This is a genomic window from Streptomyces sp. JK94 (assembly GCF_053613315.1).
The window spans coordinates 48519-63873 of the sequence record NZ_JBSICH010000026.1 but is presented as its reverse complement, the minus strand read 5'-3'; the positions used below and the strand labels follow the sequence as shown (position 1 = coordinate 63873).

Below are 15355 nucleotides of genomic sequence, written 5' to 3'. Positions count from 1 at the left end.
AGCGCACGGCCCGAGGACGGGTCCCGGAGGCGCCACGCCCGGGGAGGCGCTCCGCCCAGGGGTGCCCGGGCCGATGGTCCGAGGCGGCGGGCCGACGGACCGTGCGGTGCCGGGCGAGGGCGCCGCCGGTCCGCCGGTCGCCCTCGCACGGAGCGTCAGCCCGTTGATGCGACGGGCCAGGTCAGACGGCTTGTATCCGAACCGTTGCCGTTCCGTCGGAACTCCCCCACAGCCGGCCCATAGTGTGTGGTGCCGTTCCAGTGCAGTTCACAGTAGGGGGAGTCACCACCATGCGATCCATACGGCCGTCGTTCACCACGCGCGGAGGCAGCCGCGGGCGGCGCACCGCCTCCCCCGTGCCGGTCACCCTGGCGCTCGTCTCGGCGCTCGCGCTCACCGCCACCGCCTGTGGGTCCGGCGACGCCGAGGCCGGCGGTGGCACCTCGGCATCCGCGACCGCCGCGGACGGCGGCAACGGCGAGATCCGCATCCCGGACCACATCAAGGACAAGCTCAAGGAACACGGGATCGACGTCGACGAGTGGAAGAACGGCGCCTGGAAGAACTGGAACAGGGACGACTGGCTGCGTGAGGCGCAGGACTTCGTCAACCCGATCATCGAGGGCCTGTGGGACCCGGACCGGATGCGGGACGCCGAGGAGCCGGACCAGCAGGTCGACGACAGCGACCTCTCGGGCGACCAGGGCGTGACCGACCCGGAGCCGGCGCCGGTCGAGGCGCAGGCCGTGCCGCCCAAGTACCACGACAGCGCCGCCACGGCCGGGAAGCTGCTCTTCGACTCCCCCGAGGGCTCGATGGTCTGCTCGGCGACCGTCGTGGAGGACCCCGCCCACCCGGGCGAGTCCAACCTGGTGTGGACGGCGGGCCACTGCGTGCACGCCGGCAAGAAGGGCGGCTGGTACCGCAACATCGCCTTCGTGCCGTCGTACAACGACGCGGGCCGCTCGAACGAGGAACTGCAGAACGCCACCAAGGAGGAGGTCGCTCCCTACGGCGTCTGGTGGGGCGACTGGGCGCAGACCTCGGACCAGTGGATCGAGCAGGGTGGTGCGACGGGAGGTGACGGCGCCCCGCACGACTATGCCGTCATCCACGTGACACCGGAGAAGGGCAGCGACGGGAGGTCCCTGGAGGAGACGGTGGGAGCGGCGCTTCCGGTGGACTTCGCCGCCCCCGCCGTGCCGCAGGTCGAAAGCATCAAGGCGATCGGCTACCCGGCCGCGCCGCCCTACGACGGCCAGAAGCTGTTCCAGTGCGAGGACAAGCCCGGGAGGCTGTCGCTCAGCGCCTCCGACCCGACGATGTACCGCATCGGCTGCACCATGACCGGCGGGTCGTCCGGTGGCGGCTGGGTCGCGGCCGGTTCCGGCGGCAAGCCGGCGCTCGTGTCCAACACCTCGATCGGCCCGGTGACGTCCGGCTGGCTGGCCGGTCCGCGGCTGGGCGAGGAGGCCAAGGGCGTGTTCGACGCGGTGAGCGGCAAGTTCGCCGGCCGGTGATCGTGCGCCGAGGGCCGGGCACCGGACACGGGGGGCGGTGGCGTCGACCGGTCCGGCCGGCGGTCGCCGAGCCCGGCGTACGGCGGTCAGTGCCCCGCACGTGCTGAGGGCCCGCTCCCCTGTCGGTGGGGGAGCGGGCCCTCGTCGCCGCCGGGCGTGCGTCAGCCGAGCGGAGCCGGGACGTACGGCGTCAGTTCCGCCGCCAGCTCCTCGTGCACGCGCACCTTGAGCAGGGTGCCCTCCGCGGTGTGCTCCTCGGAGAGCACCTCGCCCTCGTCGTGGGCGCGGGCGACCAGCTTGCCGTGGGTGTACGGCACGAGCGCCTCGACCTCGACCGACGGGTGCGGCAGCTCGTTGTCGATCAGCGCGAGCAGCTCGTCGATGCCCTGGCCGGTGCGCGCCGAGACGGCGATGGACCGCTTCTCGACCCGCATCAGCCGCTGGAGCACCAGCGGGTCCGCCATGTCGGCCTTGTTGATCACCACGATCTCCGACACGTCGGTGGCGCCGACGTCCCTGAGTACCTCGCGCACGGCGGCCAGCTGCTCCTCGGGGACCGGGTGCGAACCGTCGACCACGTGCAGGATCAGGTCGGAGTCGCCGACCTCCTCCATCGTGGAGCGGAACGCCTCGACCAGGTGGTGCGGCAGGTGCCGGACGAAGCCGACGGTGTCGGCCAGGGTGTACAGGCGGCCGCTCGGCGTCTCGGCGCGGCGCACGGTCGGGTCGAGGGTCGCGAACAGCGCGTTCTCGACCAGCACGCCCGCGCCCGTGAGCCGGTTGAGCAGCGAGGACTTGCCCGCGTTCGTGTAGCCCGCGATGGCGACGGACGGCACCTTGTGGCGCTTGCGCTCCTGGCGCTTGATGTCGCGGCCGGTCTTCATCTCCGCGATCTCCCGGCGCATCTTCGCCATCTTCTCGCGGATGCGGCGCCGGTCCGTCTCGATCTTGGTCTCGCCGGGGCCACGGGTGGCGAGGCCGCCGCCCTTGCCGCCGCCCATCTGCCGGGACAGCGACTGTCCCCAGCCGCGGAGCCTCGGCAGCATGTACTGCATCTGCGCGAGTGCGACCTGCGCCTTGCCCTCTCGGGACTTGGCGTGCTGGGCGAAGATGTCCAGGATCAGGGCCGTACGGTCGATGACCTTGACCTTGACGACGTCCTCGAGGTGGATGAGCTGACCCGGGCTGAGCTCACCGTCGCAGATGACGGTGTCCGCGCCCGTGTCGAGGACGACCTCGCGCAGCTCCTCGGCCTTGCCGGAGCCGATGTAGGTGGCGGCGTCGGGCTTGTCGCGGCGCTGGACGACGCCGTCGAGCACGAGCGCGCCCGCGGTCTCCGCGAGGGCGGCCAGCTCGGCGAGGCTGTTCTCCGCGTCCCGCACCGTGCCCGAGGTCCACACGCCGACGAGGACGACCCGCTCCAGACGGAGCTGGCGGTACTCGACCTCGGTGACGTCCTCGAGCTCGGTGGAGAGGCCCGCGACCCGGCGCAGGGCCGCGCGGTCGGCGCGGTCGAGCTGCTCGCCGTCCCACTCCGATGCGATGTCGTGGCTCCAGGCGACGTCCTCTTCCATCAGGGCATCGGCCCGAAAGCCCTCGGGGTAGGTCTGCGCGAGACGCTTGGTGTCCTGGGAGGGGGAAGAAGAGGAGGTCATTGGATCCTTACGTAGCTGGGAAACGTGTCGTGCGGCACGGGTACCGCATCACCGTTCACAACGCGCGAGCCGCCGGGGAGATTCCCGCGGCCCGTACCGCGTCGTTGCGAAGATGGTCGCACGGGACGGGCCGTCTCGTCACCGGTTTATCCGCCGTGCGCCCCGGCGGTGGCGGCGGCCGGGGTCTGGTCGGCCGCCGTCGGCTTCCAGTCGGGGTGGCCGGGCATCGGTGGGGTCTGCTGACCGTACAGCCAGGCCTGGAGGAAGGCGCCCAGGTCACGGCTGGAGATCTCGGAGGCGAGCCGGACGAAGTCGGCGGTCGTCGCCGTGCCGTCCCGGTGACGGGTGACCCAGGCCCGTTCGAGGCGCTCGAAGGCGGGGCGGCCGATCTCCTGGCGCAGGGCGTAGAGCACGAGGGCCGCGCCGTCGTAGACGTTGGAGCGGAAGATCCCGGTCTTGCTGCCGGAGGTGGGCGGCTTCGGGGCGGCCGGCGGTCCGCCCTTGGCCCGCCAGCGGTCGGAGGCGCCGTAGGCGGCCTTCATGCGTGCCTCCACGGGCCTGTCCGCCGTCTCCTCCGCGTACATCGCCTCGTACCAGGTGGCGTGCCCCTCGTTGAGCCAGAGGTCGGACCAGGTGGCGGGGCTGACGCTGTTGCCGAACCACTGGTGGGCCAGCTCGTGCACCATGATCGACTCGACGTACCACCGGGGGTAGCCGGGTTCGGTGAACAGCTCTCGTTCGAAGAGGGAGAGCGTCTGGGTCTCCAGCTCGAACCCGGTGGTGGCGTCGGCCATGAGCAGGCCGTACGTCTCGAAGGGGTAGCCCCCGACCTTGTTCTCCATCCAGGTGATCTGGTCGGGGGTCTTCTCCAGCCACGGTTCGAGCGCCGCGCGGTGCTCGGTCGGCACGACGTCCCGGACGGGCAGTCCGTGCGGGCCTCTGCGGTGCAGCACCGTGGAGCGGCCGATGGACACCTGGGCCAGTTCGGTGGCCATGGGGTGTGCGGTCCGGTAGGTCCAGGTGGTCGTCCCGCCCGTCCTCTCCACCCCCGTCGGCAGACCGTTCGCGACGGCCGTGAGCCCGTCGGGGGCGGTGACGCGGATGGTGAACCGCGCCTTGTCGGAGGGGTGGTCGTTGCAGGGGAACACCAGGTGGGCGACGTCGGCCTGGTTCGCCATGGCGAGGCCGTCGGCGGTGCGCACCCAGCCGCCCTCGCGGTCCTCGGGGTGGACGGGGTCGCTGCTGTGCCGGACGGTGATCCGGGTCCACTCGCCCTCGTCGAGCGCGAAGTCGGGGGTGACGACCAGGTCCTCGCCGGCCGTGGCGAAGGCGGCGGGTTCGCCGTCGACCTCGACGGAGTCGACCTCGCCGTGGGCGAAGTCGAGGTTGACCCGGTCCAGGTCGGCCGTCGTCCGGGCGTCGATGGTGGTGACGGCCTTCAGTGGCTCGCTGTTGCTGCCGGAGTAGGTGAAGGACAGGTCGTACGCCGCCACGTCGTAGCCCGGGTTGCCCAGGTACGGGAAGAGGCGGTCACCGACGCCCAGGGGGGCCGGCGGGGCGCTCGCGGCGACCATGCAGACGGAGACGGCCGAGGCGAGCAGCGCGGCGATCCTCAGCCGGCGGCGGGAGCGGCCACGGGGTCGCGGAGTCGGTGTGTGAGGGGTGTGCGGCATACCCCACGGCTATCAACGCGCGCGTGCGCGGCGGCGACGACGCGCGCCCGGGACACCCGAACGGGTACGTCCGGCGGGCCGGTGCGGCTCAGACGCCCGTGGTCTGCGGCTGGGCCCGGCTCACGTCGTACACACCGGCCACGTCGCGCATCGCGCGCATGAGGGCGGGCAGCCGGGCCGCGTCCGGGAGCAGGACGGTGTAGGAGTGGCGGACCCGCTGCCGGTCGGGGGGCTCGACGGTGGCGGAGATGATCTCGGCGCCTTCGAGGGCCATGGCCTCGGTGAGGTCGGCCAGGAGGTGCGGGCGGCCGAACGATTCGGCGAGCAGGGTGACCCGGCACTGGGTGCTCTCGCCCCAACGCACGCCGACCTCCGGACGCCCCGCGCCCTTCATGCGCGCCACCACGGCGCACTGCGCGCGGTGCACGGTCACCACTCCCCCGCGCACGGCGAAGCCGGTGATCTCGTCGGGCGGTACGGGGGTGCAGCAGCCGGCCAGCCGTACGGTCGCCCCCGGCGGGTCGACGAGGACGTCGGCGGCGGGGCGGGAGGAGGGCCCGTCGGCCGTGGGGCGCGGGGCGGGGGCGTCGCCGGGGGCGGAGGCTCGGGGCGTCCGCTCGGCCTCGGCGGGCGCGGGTTCCGGGTGGGCGGCGAGCCGGCGCTGGATGGCGATGCGCGCGGCGGGCGTGTGGGCGTGCTCCAGCCACTGCCTGGAGGGCTCGGAGGCGGGGTCCTGGCCCATCAGGAGCTGCACGGTGTCACCGTCCCGGAGCACCGTGCTCATGGTGGCCAGGCGGCCGTTGACCCGGGCACCCATGGACGCGTGCGCGTCCTCTCCGTACTGGGCGTACGCGGCGTCCACGCAGGTCGCGCCCTCGGGAAGGCCGAGGGTTCCGCCGTCGGGCCGGAAGACGGTGATCTCCCGGTCCTGGGCGAGGTCCTCGCGGAGGGTGGACCAGAAGGTGTCGGGGTCGGGGGCCCCCCGCTGCCAGTCGAGCAGCCGGGACAGCCAGCCGGGCCGGGTCGGGTCGGCCCGTTCGCCGTCGCCCGGGCTCTGCTCCTCGGACGGCTGGGCGTAGGGATTGCCGAGCGCGACGACGCCGGCCTCGGCGACCTTGTGCATCTGGTGGGTGCGGATGAGGACTTCGACGACCTGCCCGTCCTGCGCGCGGGCCACGGCGGTGTGCAGCGACTGGTACAGGTTGAACTTGGGTACGGCGATGAAGTCCTTGAACTCCGACACGACGGGCGTCATGCAGGTGTGCAGCTCGCCGAGGACGGCGTAGCAGTCGGCGTCCTCCTGCACGAGCACCAGGAGGCGGCCGAAGTCGGCGCCGCCGAGCGGGCCGCGCTTGCGGGAGACACGGTGCACGGAGACGAAGTGGCGGGGCCGGATGAGGACTTCGGCGGTGATGTCGGCCTCGCGCAGCACCTTGCGCACCTCGTCGGCGACCGCGGCCAGCGGATCGTCCGCGCGGGCGGTGTTCTCGTCGACCAGCTCCCGCGTGCGCTCGTACTCCTCGGGGTGCATGACCGCGAAGACGAGGTCCTCCAGCTCGGACTTGAGCGCCTGTACGCCGAGCCGTTCGGCGAGCGGGATGAGCACGTCCCGGGTGACCTTGGCGATGCGCTCCTGCTTCTCGCGGCGCATGACGCCGAGGGTGCGCATGTTGTGGAGCCGGTCGGCGAGTTTGATCGACATCACGCGGACGTCGTTGCCGGTGGCGAGGAGCATCTTGCGGAAGGTCTCGGGCTCGGCTGCGGCGCCGTAGTCGACCTTCTCCAGCTTGGTGACGCCGTCGACGAGGAAGCGGACCTCGGCGCCGAACTGCTCGCCCACCTGGTCGAGGGTCACCTCCGTGTCCTCGACGGTGTCGTGGAGGAGGGAGGCGGTCAGCGTCGTGGTCTCCGCACCCAGTTCGGCGAGGATCAGGGTCACGGCGAGGGGGTGGGTGATGTACGGCTCGCCGCTCTTGCGCATCTGGCCGCGGTGGGAGGACTCGGCGAGGACGTAGGCGCGGCGGAGCGGGTCGAGGTCGGCGTCGGGATGGTGGGCCCGGTGGGCCTCGACGACGTGGCCGATGGCGTCGGGCAGCCGGCCGCGGGCGGTGGAGCCGAGCAGTGCGGCGCGGCCCAGGCGGCGCAGGTCGATCCGGGAGCGGGCCTTCCTGCGGGGTGCCGCCGGCGCGACGGCGCCGGTGGTCGCGGGCGTCACAGGGCCTGGGCTCGCTGGATTCACGGCCTCCGCGTTCATGGGCACCTCCGGCTGCGCGGACCGGCGGACGGGGTATCCCAGGGCGGACACGGCTCAGGGGATGGTGTAGGTCCCCCGTCCGGGCCGGTGCTTGATGCTATCGAGCCCATCACGTGCGGCCGACCGCCTCTCGCCAAGCGTGAAACGGATCACCCATTCGAGCGATGGACCGAGGGTTTACGTTTTCGCACTGAGTGTCATGGACCGGGCTCTGGTTCAGGTGAGGACCCCTTCCAGCCAGGCGGCGTCGATCTCGCCCTCGGCGACGATCACCGCGGGACCCGTCATCTCGATCTCGCCGTCGGGGTGCTCGGTGATCACCAGGGTGCCGCCGGGGACGTCGACGGTGTACGTCGACGGGGTGCCGGTGACGGCCGGGTCCGCGCCGTCCCTGCGGGCGGTGGCGACGGCGACGGCGCACGCGCCCGTGCCGCACGAGCGGGTCTCCCCGGAGCCGCGCTCGTGCACGCGCATCGCGACGTGGCGGGGGCCGCGGTCGACGACGAACTCGATGTTCACCCCGTCCGGGTAGGCGGCCGCCGGCTCGAAAGGCGGCTGGATGTGCAGGTCGCCCGCGTGGTCGAGATCGGTGACGAAGGCCACCGCGTGCGGGTTGCCCATGTTGACGTTCCGCGCGGGCCAGCCGCGCTCGCCGACGCGTACCGAGACGTCGCCCTCGGGGAGCAGCGCGCGGCCCATGCCGACGGTCACCTCACCGTTCTTGGCGAGGTGCACGGTCTTCACGCCACCGCGCGTGGCGATGGCGAGGTCGCCCTCGGCGGTGTGCCCGGCACGCTGGAGGTAGCGCGCGAAGACCCGGACGCCGTTGCCGCACATCTCCGCGACCGAGCCGTCGCCGTTGCGGTAGTCCATGAACCACTCCGCCTCGGCCGCCATGGCCGCGGCCTCGGGGTGCGCCGCGGACCGCACCACGTGCAGCAGCCCGTCACCACCGATGCCCGCGCGGCGGTCGCACAGGGCCGCGACGGCGGAGGCGGGCAGGTCGATGGCGTTCTCGGGGTCCGGGACGATCACGAAGTCGTTCTCGGTGCCGTGCCCCTTGAGGAAGGCGATCCGCGTGCTCATTCCTCGATCGTACGGGGTGGGTGCGACAGAGCGACGCGGGACGCCATCGCCGGGGCCCCGCACAGGCGGACGGCGCGACGAGCGCGGGGCCGGCACCCGGACGGGGGCGACGGGCGCGGAGAGGGCACCCGGACGCGGCACACGTCACGCGCGTGCCCGCAGGTCCCCCGGCAGCGGTCCGGGTCAACCGCGCAGGCGGGCCACCCGCCACACGGCCAGCACGACGACGGCGGCGACCGTCAGGACGTACACGAGGATCATCCGCCAGTCGGCACGGCCTCCCGTGCCGCGCTGCGGCAGGCCCGGCCAGGTGTGACCGACCCGGCGGGCGGCCATCATGCCCCAGCCGGCCGCGCAGGAGCAGATCAGCAGGCCCAGCATCGCGATCACGGCACCGCTGTCGCCGAAGTCGAAGGCGAGCGGGAACGCGAACATCAGGGAACCGACCGCGGCCAGGCACACGATGGGCGCGAGCTGCCAGATCCGCAGCCGCCGCTGCGGACGCAGCTCGACCTCGACCTCGTCCCCGTACATCTCCTCGGGCTGCGGGCCGTCGGCCGCCACGCCCTCCGGAGCCTCGTCGGGTCCGTCGGGGCTCAAAGCGGCTCCGTCCAACTCCGGTCCACCGTGGTCGGCGGCGCCGTGCTCGGCATTCGGTGCGGTGTCGCGAGGGCCGGCCTCCATCGCCACGCGCCCTCCCAACTAGGATTCACTCGGTCGATCGAAGCTCGATGATGGCACGCCGCCCGTGGCCGCGATGACGGCCGGAGCGTCCCGATGCCATCACGTGATCAGGCTGTGACCGGTCGTTCGACCAACGACAGTGACCGCTGCGGAAGTTCCGTGCGGTCGGCCGCAGCCCCACTCAACCAGTGCACCCGCGGGTCGCGCCTGAACCACGAATCCTGACGGCGCGCGAAGCGTTTGGTGGCACGGACGGTCTCGGCCCGCGCCTCGTCCAGCGTGCACTCGCCGGCGAGAGCGGTGAGCACCTGCTGGTAGCCCAGCGCGCGCGACGCCGTACGCCCCCCGCGCAACCCCCGGGCTTCGAGTGCGCGCACTTCCTCCACCAGGCCGGCCTCCCACATCCGGTCGACCCGGTCGGCGATGCGCTCGTCCAGCTCGGGGCGGGCCACATCGACGCCGATCTGCACGGTGTCGTAGACCGAGTCGTGGCCGGGGAGGTTGGCGGTGAAGGGCCTGCCGGTGATCTCGATCACCTCCAGGGCGCGCACGATCCGGCGTCCGTTGCCCGGCAGGATGGCCCGACCGGCCTCCGGGTCGGCTTCGGCCAGACGGGCGTGCAGCGCTCCCGGCCCCCGGAGTGCGAGTTCTTCCTCCAGCCGGGCCCTGACCTCGGGGTCGGTGCCGGGGAACTCCAGGTTGTCGACGGCCCCGCGGACGTAGAGGCCGGAGCCGCCGACCAGGATCGGCCAGCGCCCCTCGGCGAGCAGTGCGTCGATCCGTTCCCGGGCCAGGCGCTGGTACTCGGCGACGGAGGCCGTGACCGTGACGTCCCAGACGTCCAGCAGGTGGTGGGGAATGCCACCGCGCTCCGCGGGCGTCAGCTTGGCGGTGCCGATGTCCATCCCACGGTAGAGCTGCATGGAGTCGGCGTTGACGACCTCGCCGCCGAGCCGCTGGGCCAGGAAGACGCCCAGATCGGACTTTCCGGCCGCGGTGGGTCCGACTACGGCGATGACGCGGGGGGCGGGGGGTGCGCTGCTCACCGCACCAGTCTCGCAAACCTCTCACCGCGGCCTCGAACGAGTTACGTGACGGTGCGGGGCCGGGGTCGTTGCCCGTTGCGAGGTTCCCGCTCCCCGGATCACCGGGACCATGGCCCCGGCCACGCAGTCGGACGCACCGGATGCCGCGGGATTTCGCCCTCACGAGTAACCTATGGAGTTGAAATGGGCGTTTTTGCACGGCTTTTCCAGCGGTCGAAGACCACCTCGGAGGCCTCGGCCGCCGAGACGCGGACCGAAACCCCGGACACCGGGCGCGCGGCGGAGGCCGTCGCGGCGGAGGCCGCGGAGACGGCCGAAGCCGGACCTCGCGACACGGCACAGCCCGTGGAGGCCGGCGAGGCCGCCGACTCGGAGGGCGTCGGCATCCCGAAGCAGCAGTCCGCCGGGGAGGCCGTCGACAACGAGGCCGACAAGGGCGCCCGCACCTGACCGCCCCGTGAGGGAAGGCGAACCATGGGTCTCCTGGACAACCTGAAAGCCAAGCTGGTACCGGCGAAGAGCAGGGTCACCGACCTCGCGCAGCAGCACGGGGACAAGGTCGACCGCGGCCTCGACAAGGTGGCGAGGACCGTCGACGAGAAGACCAAGGGCAAGTACAGCGACCGGATCCGGACGGGCTCGGACAAGGCCAAGGGCGCCATGGACCGCCTCGCCCACAAGGACGCCGACGGCGCGTCCGGAGACGGAGGCGCCCCGGGCAGCACGCCGGGCGGCCCTCCGCCCGCCGGACCGCCGCCGGCCTCCTGACCCGCCCACCGGCACGCGGGTGGGTCACCACCGCCTCGACGGCGGACGGTCACGAGCGTCCCAGCTCCCGGCCGTCCGCCCCTCGCGCACGACCGCGCTCCCCTGGGTCTCCCACGGCCTTCAGGGGCGCGACGGCTCTTCGGCGGGTCCCGCGCCTGTCCGGTGCGCGACCGCTCCCGCGGGGGTCTCCGGCACCGCTTCGGCGGCCTCCCCCGCGACCAGGCTGCCGCAACACCTTCACGACCAGGCCGCCGCGATGTACCCCACCCCGTACGGCGCGTCCTCGTACAGCAGGGCGCCGGCGAGACCCGCGCCCTCGGCCGCGCCCGCGAGGACCTGCCAGGGCGCCCGGCCGGACGCCTTCAGCTCGCGGGCCAGTACCGCGTCCAGCGCGGCGAGGGCAGCCACGTCCGCCGCGCCCAGCGCACGCCCCACCTCCGCGTCGAAGGGTGCCGCCCGCTCGTCGAGGTAGCCGGGCGCCTTGAGGGTGCGGCACGCGCTCGCGTCGCCCAGCACCAGCAGCGCGGTCCGCCCGGCCCGTGCGGCGACCTCCCGTCCGAGGGCGGCACAGCGCTCGGCGGGGAGGGCCTGCCCCACGCCGATGCCCTCGACAGGGCCGTCGGCCCAGCCGGCCCGCCCGAGCAGCCAGGCGCCCACAGCGAGCCCGTACGGCAGCTCGCGCCCCGTCCCCGGCGTCCTCGCCCCGCGGTCCGGGCCCAGGCATACGTCCAGGTCCACGCCGAAACCGCGGAACGAGCCCCGTGTGCCCTGGGGGTGGATCCCGGGCCCGGTGCCGTCCGCGGGGCCGACGACCACGAGGCGGTCGGGCCGGGCGGCGGCGAGCACCCCCAGCGCGTCCGTGCACGCGGCACGTGCGGCGTCCAGCTCGGGCGCGGCACCTGCGGCGACCTCCGGCACGAGGAGCGGTGGGCAGGGACAGACGGCGGCGGCGACAAGCATGATCGGCAGCGTAGTCCCGTGCCACCCGTCCACGGCCGCAGCCCCCGCGACCGGTCGTCGTACTCCGTGCTCCGGACGCCGTGCTCCGGGCCGTCAGTCGCAGCCGCAGCCGCCGGCCACGGCAGGCTGGGGCTCGGGAGCGCCGATCTTCGGCAGGCCCAGCATCACGCCCACGGGCTTGGTCTTCTCGGCCGCGTTGCGCTTCTCCCAGGCGTCGCCCGCGCGGGTGCGGCGCACGCCGAGCACCTCGCCCTCGGCGAGCAGGTGGTGCGGAGCGGCGTAGGTGATCTCCACCGTCACGACGTCTCCCGGGCGGACCTCCTGGCCGGGCTTGGTGAAGTGCACCAGGCGGTTGTCGGGGGCGCGGCCGGAGAGGCGGTGGGTGGCGCCGTCCTTGCGGCCCTCGCCCTCGGCGACCATCAGCTCCAGGGTGCGGCCGACCTGTTTCCTGTTCTCCTCCCAGGAGATCTCCTCCTGGAGGGCGACGAGTCGTTCGTAGCGCTCCTGGACGACGGCCTTGGGAATCTGGTTCTCCATGTCGGCGGCCGGGGTGCCGGGCCGCTTGGAGTACTGGAAGGTGAAGGCCTGGGCGAACCGGGCCTCGCGCACCACGTGCAGGGTCTGCTCGAAGTCCTCCTCGGTCTCGCCGGGGAAGCCCACGATGATGTCGGTGGTGAGGGCCGCGTGCGGGATGGCGGCCCGCACCTTCTCGATGATGCCCAGGTAGCGGTCCTGCCGGTAGGAGCGGCGCATCGCCTTCAGGACCGGGTCGGAGCCGGACTGGAGCGGCATGTGGAGCTGCGGCATGACGTTCGGCGTTTCGGCCATGGCGGCGATGACGTCGTCGGTGAAGTCGCGCGGGTGCGGGGAGGTGAAGCGGACGCGCTCCAGTCCCTCGATCGCCCCGCAGGCGCGCAGCAGCTTGCTGAACGCCTCCCGGTCGCCGATGTCGGAGCCGTAGGCGTTGACGTTCTGCCCGAGGAGGGTGATCTCGGAGACTCCCTCGGCGACCAGGGCCTCGACCTCGGCGAGGATGTCGCCGGGACGGCGGTCCTTCTCCTTGCCGCGCAGCGCCGGGACGATGCAGAAGGTGCAGGTGTTGTTGCAGCCGACGGAGATGGAGACCCAGGCGGCGTAGGCGCTCTCGCGCCGGGTCGGCAGCGTCGACGGGAACGCCTCCAGGGACTCGGCGATCTCGACCTGCGCCTCCTCCTGCACGCGGGCGCGCTCCAGCAGCACCGGCAGCTTGCCGATGTTGTGCGTGCCGAAGACGACGTCCACCCAGGGCGCCCGCTTCACGATGGTGTCGCGGTCCTTCTGGGCCAGGCAGCCGCCGACCGCGATCTGCATCCCGGGCCGGGCCGCCTTCTTCGGGGCGAGGTGGCCGAGGTTGCCGTACAGCTTGTTGTCGGCGTTCTCCCGCACGGCGCAGGTGTTGAAGACGACGACGTCCGCGTCGCCGTCGGCGCTCTCGGGGGCGCGGACGTAACCCGCGTCCTCCAGCAGACCGGACAACCGCTCGGAGTCGTGGACGTTCATCTGGCACCCGTAGGTGCGGACTTCATAGGTGCGCGTGCCGCCCGCTGACTGGCTCCGGTCGATGCTGCTCATGGCAATAAGGGTAGGCGGTCCGCGGGGATGGCCCGGGCCGCCTGTGGACAACCGGGGTCACGGCTGGTCAGGGCCGTTCGAGGCGGGTGACGGGGCGAAGGCGGCGGGCGATGCGGCGGACCTCGTCCAGGGGCCGACCTCGTCGTGGAGTTGGCGCGCGACGCGGTGGCGCTCGCGCATCCGTCGTGACACCCGTATCGCCACCGTACGTGCGGATGACAGCATGACGAGGCCGCGGGCACGCCCCGTACGTGCGGGAAGCGCGGTCAGGGAAGCAAGACGAATGAGGGGAAAACTCGTGTCAGCTCCACGTCTGAGGGCGACGCCGCTGCCGGGTATCGGAGTCCAATACGACCTGGTGACCCGCGATCACCGGCACCTGTCGGTGGTGGCACACCGCGACGGCGCCCGCACGGTGAACGTGTACCGGGCCGACGACCCCGATTCCTGCGCCCACTCACTGCGGCTGGCCGCGGCCGAGGCGGGCGCGCTGATCGACGCGCTGAAGCCGTCCCACCACAGCGCCAGCCTGCTCTACACGACGGACCTCGGTCTGGTCGCCGAGCGGATCGAGGTCTCCGCGACGTCCCGCTGGAACGGGCGGGTGCTGGGCGACACACGGATGCGGACCGAAACCGGCGCCTGCGTCGTGGCGGTGCTGCGGCGGGCCGAGGCGATTCCCTCGCCCGCGCCGGACTTCCGGCTGGTGGGCGGGGACACCCTGATCGTCATCGGCACCCGTGAGGGCGTCGACGCGGCCGCGGCGATCCTCGGGCAGGAGTGAACCAGTGCACTCCGCGGTTCTGCTGATCGAGTTCGGTTCGATCATCCTGGGGCTCGGCCTGCTGGGCCGGTTCGCCGGCAGGTTCCGGCTCTCCCCCATCCCGCTGTACCTGCTGGCCGGTCTGGCGTTCGGCGAGGGCGGACTGCTGCCACTGGGCGCCAGCGAGGAGTTCGTCGCCGCCGGCGCCGAGATCGGCGTCATCCTGCTCCTGCTGATGCTGGGCCTGGAGTACACGGCAGGCGACCTGGTCACCAATCTCAAGTCCCACTATCCGGCCGGTCTCGTCGACTGCGCGCTCAACGCCGTGCCGGGCGCGCTGGCCGCGCTCCTGCTGGGCTGGAGCCCGGTGGCCGCCGTGGTCCTCGCCGGAGTGACGTGGATCTCGTCGTCCGGTGTCATCGCCAAGGTGCTCGGCGACCTCGGCCGGGTCGGCAACCGGGAGACTCCGGTGATCCTGAGCGTGCTGGTGCTGGAGGACCTGGCGATGGCGGTGTACCTGCCCATCGTCACGGCGCTGGTCGCCGGTGCCGGGCTGATGGCCGGGAGCATCACGCTGGCGGTCGCGCTGGCCGCGGCGGGGCTGGTGCTCTTCGTGGCGGTGCGCTATGGCCGTGTCATCTCGCGCTTCGTCTCCAGCGACGACCCGGAGAAACTGCTGCTGGTGGTGCTGGGCCTGACGATCCTGGTCGCGGGTGTCGCCCAGCAGCTGCAGGTGTCGGCCGCGGTGGGCGCGTTCCTGGTGGGCATCGCGCTGTCCGGAGAGGTCGCCGAGGGGGCGCACACGCTGCTGAGCCCGCTGCGCGACCTGTTCGCCGCGGTCTTCTTCGTCTTCTTCGGGCTGCACACCGACCCGGCCAGCATCCCGCCGGTCCTGCTGCCCGCTCTCGCCCTGGCCCTGCTCACCGCCGTGACGAAGATCGCCACCGGGTACTGGGCCGCGCGGCGTTCCGGGATCTCCGTCAAGGGCCGCTGGCGGGCGGGGGGCGCGCTGGTGGCGCGCGGCGAGTTCTCGATCGTCATCGCGGGGCTCGCGGTGTCGGCCGGTATCGAACCCTCCCTGGGCCCGCTGGCCACGGCCTACGTGCTCATCCTGGTCGTCCTCGGCCCCCTCACCGCGCGGTTCACGGAGCCACTGGCGTCCCGCCTGTTCAGCAGCCGCGGCAAACCCGACGCCCCCGTCCCTCCCGGGGGTCTCCCCGACGGGACGGACGGCACGCCTCGCACGGCGGGGGCGGAGGCTTCGGTGGGCGACTGACTACGGCACGACCCGGCACCCGGCCCCGGTCGACAGGCGGCACCGGCCCCCGCACACGG

At 72.8% G+C, this 15355-nt stretch carries 13 protein-coding genes; 5 read left to right on the top strand and 8 right to left on the bottom strand.

Annotated features, from left to right (window positions below; all coding sequences use genetic code 11):
- Positions 1-290: 290 nt before the first annotated feature.
- Entirely contained in the window at positions 291-1520 is a 1230-nt protein-coding gene (locus ACVV2G_RS23080) for a trypsin-like serine peptidase (RefSeq protein WP_453844651.1), read from the top strand.
- A 161-nt stretch (positions 1521-1681) separates the two neighbouring features.
- Here the strand turns inward: ACVV2G_RS23080 and hflX are convergent, their stop codons facing one another.
- The 6 genes from hflX to miaA form a co-directional block, all read right to left on the bottom strand.
- Positions 1682-3175 carry a GTPase HflX gene (hflX, locus tag ACVV2G_RS23075; RefSeq protein WP_453844650.1) on the bottom strand — a complete coding sequence of 498 codons (1494 nt, stop codon included), beginning with the start codon at positions 3173-3175 and terminating at the stop codon, positions 1682-1684.
- Positions 3176-3321: 146 nt separating this feature from the next.
- The gene (locus ACVV2G_RS23070) at positions 3322-4848 is read right to left on the bottom strand and encodes a M1 family metallopeptidase (protein ID WP_453844649.1); all 1527 of its coding nucleotides are present in this window, start codon (positions 4846-4848) and stop codon (positions 3322-3324) included.
- Positions 4849-4936: 88 nt separating this feature from the next.
- Positions 4937-7102 carry a RelA/SpoT family protein gene (locus tag ACVV2G_RS23065; RefSeq protein ID WP_453844648.1) on the bottom strand — a complete coding sequence of 722 codons (2166 nt, stop codon included), beginning with the start codon at positions 7100-7102 and terminating at the stop codon, positions 4937-4939.
- A gap of 216 nt (positions 7103-7318) precedes the next feature.
- Entirely contained in the window at positions 7319-8188 is an 870-nt protein-coding gene (dapF, locus tag ACVV2G_RS23060) for a diaminopimelate epimerase (RefSeq protein WP_453844647.1), read from the bottom strand.
- 183 nt (positions 8189-8371) lie between these two features.
- Positions 8372-8872 carry a hypothetical protein gene (locus tag ACVV2G_RS23055; protein WP_453844738.1) on the bottom strand — a complete coding sequence of 167 codons (501 nt, stop codon included), beginning with the start codon at positions 8870-8872 and terminating at the stop codon, positions 8372-8374.
- A gap of 107 nt (positions 8873-8979) precedes the next feature.
- Positions 8980-9918, bottom strand: a complete 939-nt coding sequence (miaA, locus tag ACVV2G_RS23050) for a tRNA (adenosine(37)-N6)-dimethylallyltransferase MiaA (RefSeq protein WP_453844646.1) — start codon at positions 9916-9918, stop codon at positions 8980-8982.
- Between the two features lie 183 nt (positions 9919-10101).
- Here miaA and ACVV2G_RS23045 point away from each other — a divergent pair, with 183 nt between their 5' ends.
- Together ACVV2G_RS23045 and ACVV2G_RS23040 are read left to right on the top strand one after the other, a co-directional pair.
- The gene (locus ACVV2G_RS23045) at positions 10102-10368 is read left to right on the top strand and encodes a hypothetical protein (RefSeq protein ID WP_453844645.1); all 267 of its coding nucleotides are present in this window, start codon (positions 10102-10104) and stop codon (positions 10366-10368) included.
- 24 nt (positions 10369-10392) lie between these two features.
- Entirely contained in the window at positions 10393-10686 is a 294-nt protein-coding gene (locus tag ACVV2G_RS23040) for an antitoxin (protein WP_453844644.1), read from the top strand.
- Between the two features lie 237 nt (positions 10687-10923).
- Here ACVV2G_RS23040 and ACVV2G_RS23035 read toward each other — a convergent pair whose 3' ends face one another.
- Both ACVV2G_RS23035 and miaB read right to left on the bottom strand, forming a co-directional pair.
- Positions 10924-11646 carry a class III extradiol dioxygenase subunit B-like domain-containing protein gene (locus ACVV2G_RS23035; protein ID WP_453844643.1) on the bottom strand — a complete coding sequence of 241 codons (723 nt, stop codon included), beginning with the start codon at positions 11644-11646 and terminating at the stop codon, positions 10924-10926.
- A gap of 93 nt (positions 11647-11739) precedes the next feature.
- Positions 11740-13257 carry a tRNA (N6-isopentenyl adenosine(37)-C2)-methylthiotransferase MiaB gene (gene miaB, locus ACVV2G_RS23030; RefSeq protein ID WP_453844642.1) on the bottom strand — a complete coding sequence of 506 codons (1518 nt, stop codon included), beginning with the start codon at positions 13255-13257 and terminating at the stop codon, positions 11740-11742.
- A gap of 298 nt (positions 13258-13555) precedes the next feature.
- On the opposite strand from miaB, the gene ACVV2G_RS23025 reads away from it, so the two are divergent.
- Both ACVV2G_RS23025 and ACVV2G_RS23020 read left to right on the top strand, forming a co-directional pair.
- The gene (locus ACVV2G_RS23025) at positions 13556-14041 is read left to right on the top strand and encodes a cation:proton antiporter regulatory subunit (protein WP_453844641.1); all 486 of its coding nucleotides are present in this window, start codon (positions 13556-13558) and stop codon (positions 14039-14041) included.
- Between the two features lie 4 nt (positions 14042-14045).
- Positions 14046-15296, top strand: a complete 1251-nt coding sequence (locus tag ACVV2G_RS23020; protein ID WP_453844640.1) for a cation:proton antiporter — start codon at positions 14046-14048, stop codon at positions 15294-15296.
- Positions 15297-15355 lie beyond the last annotated feature (59 nt).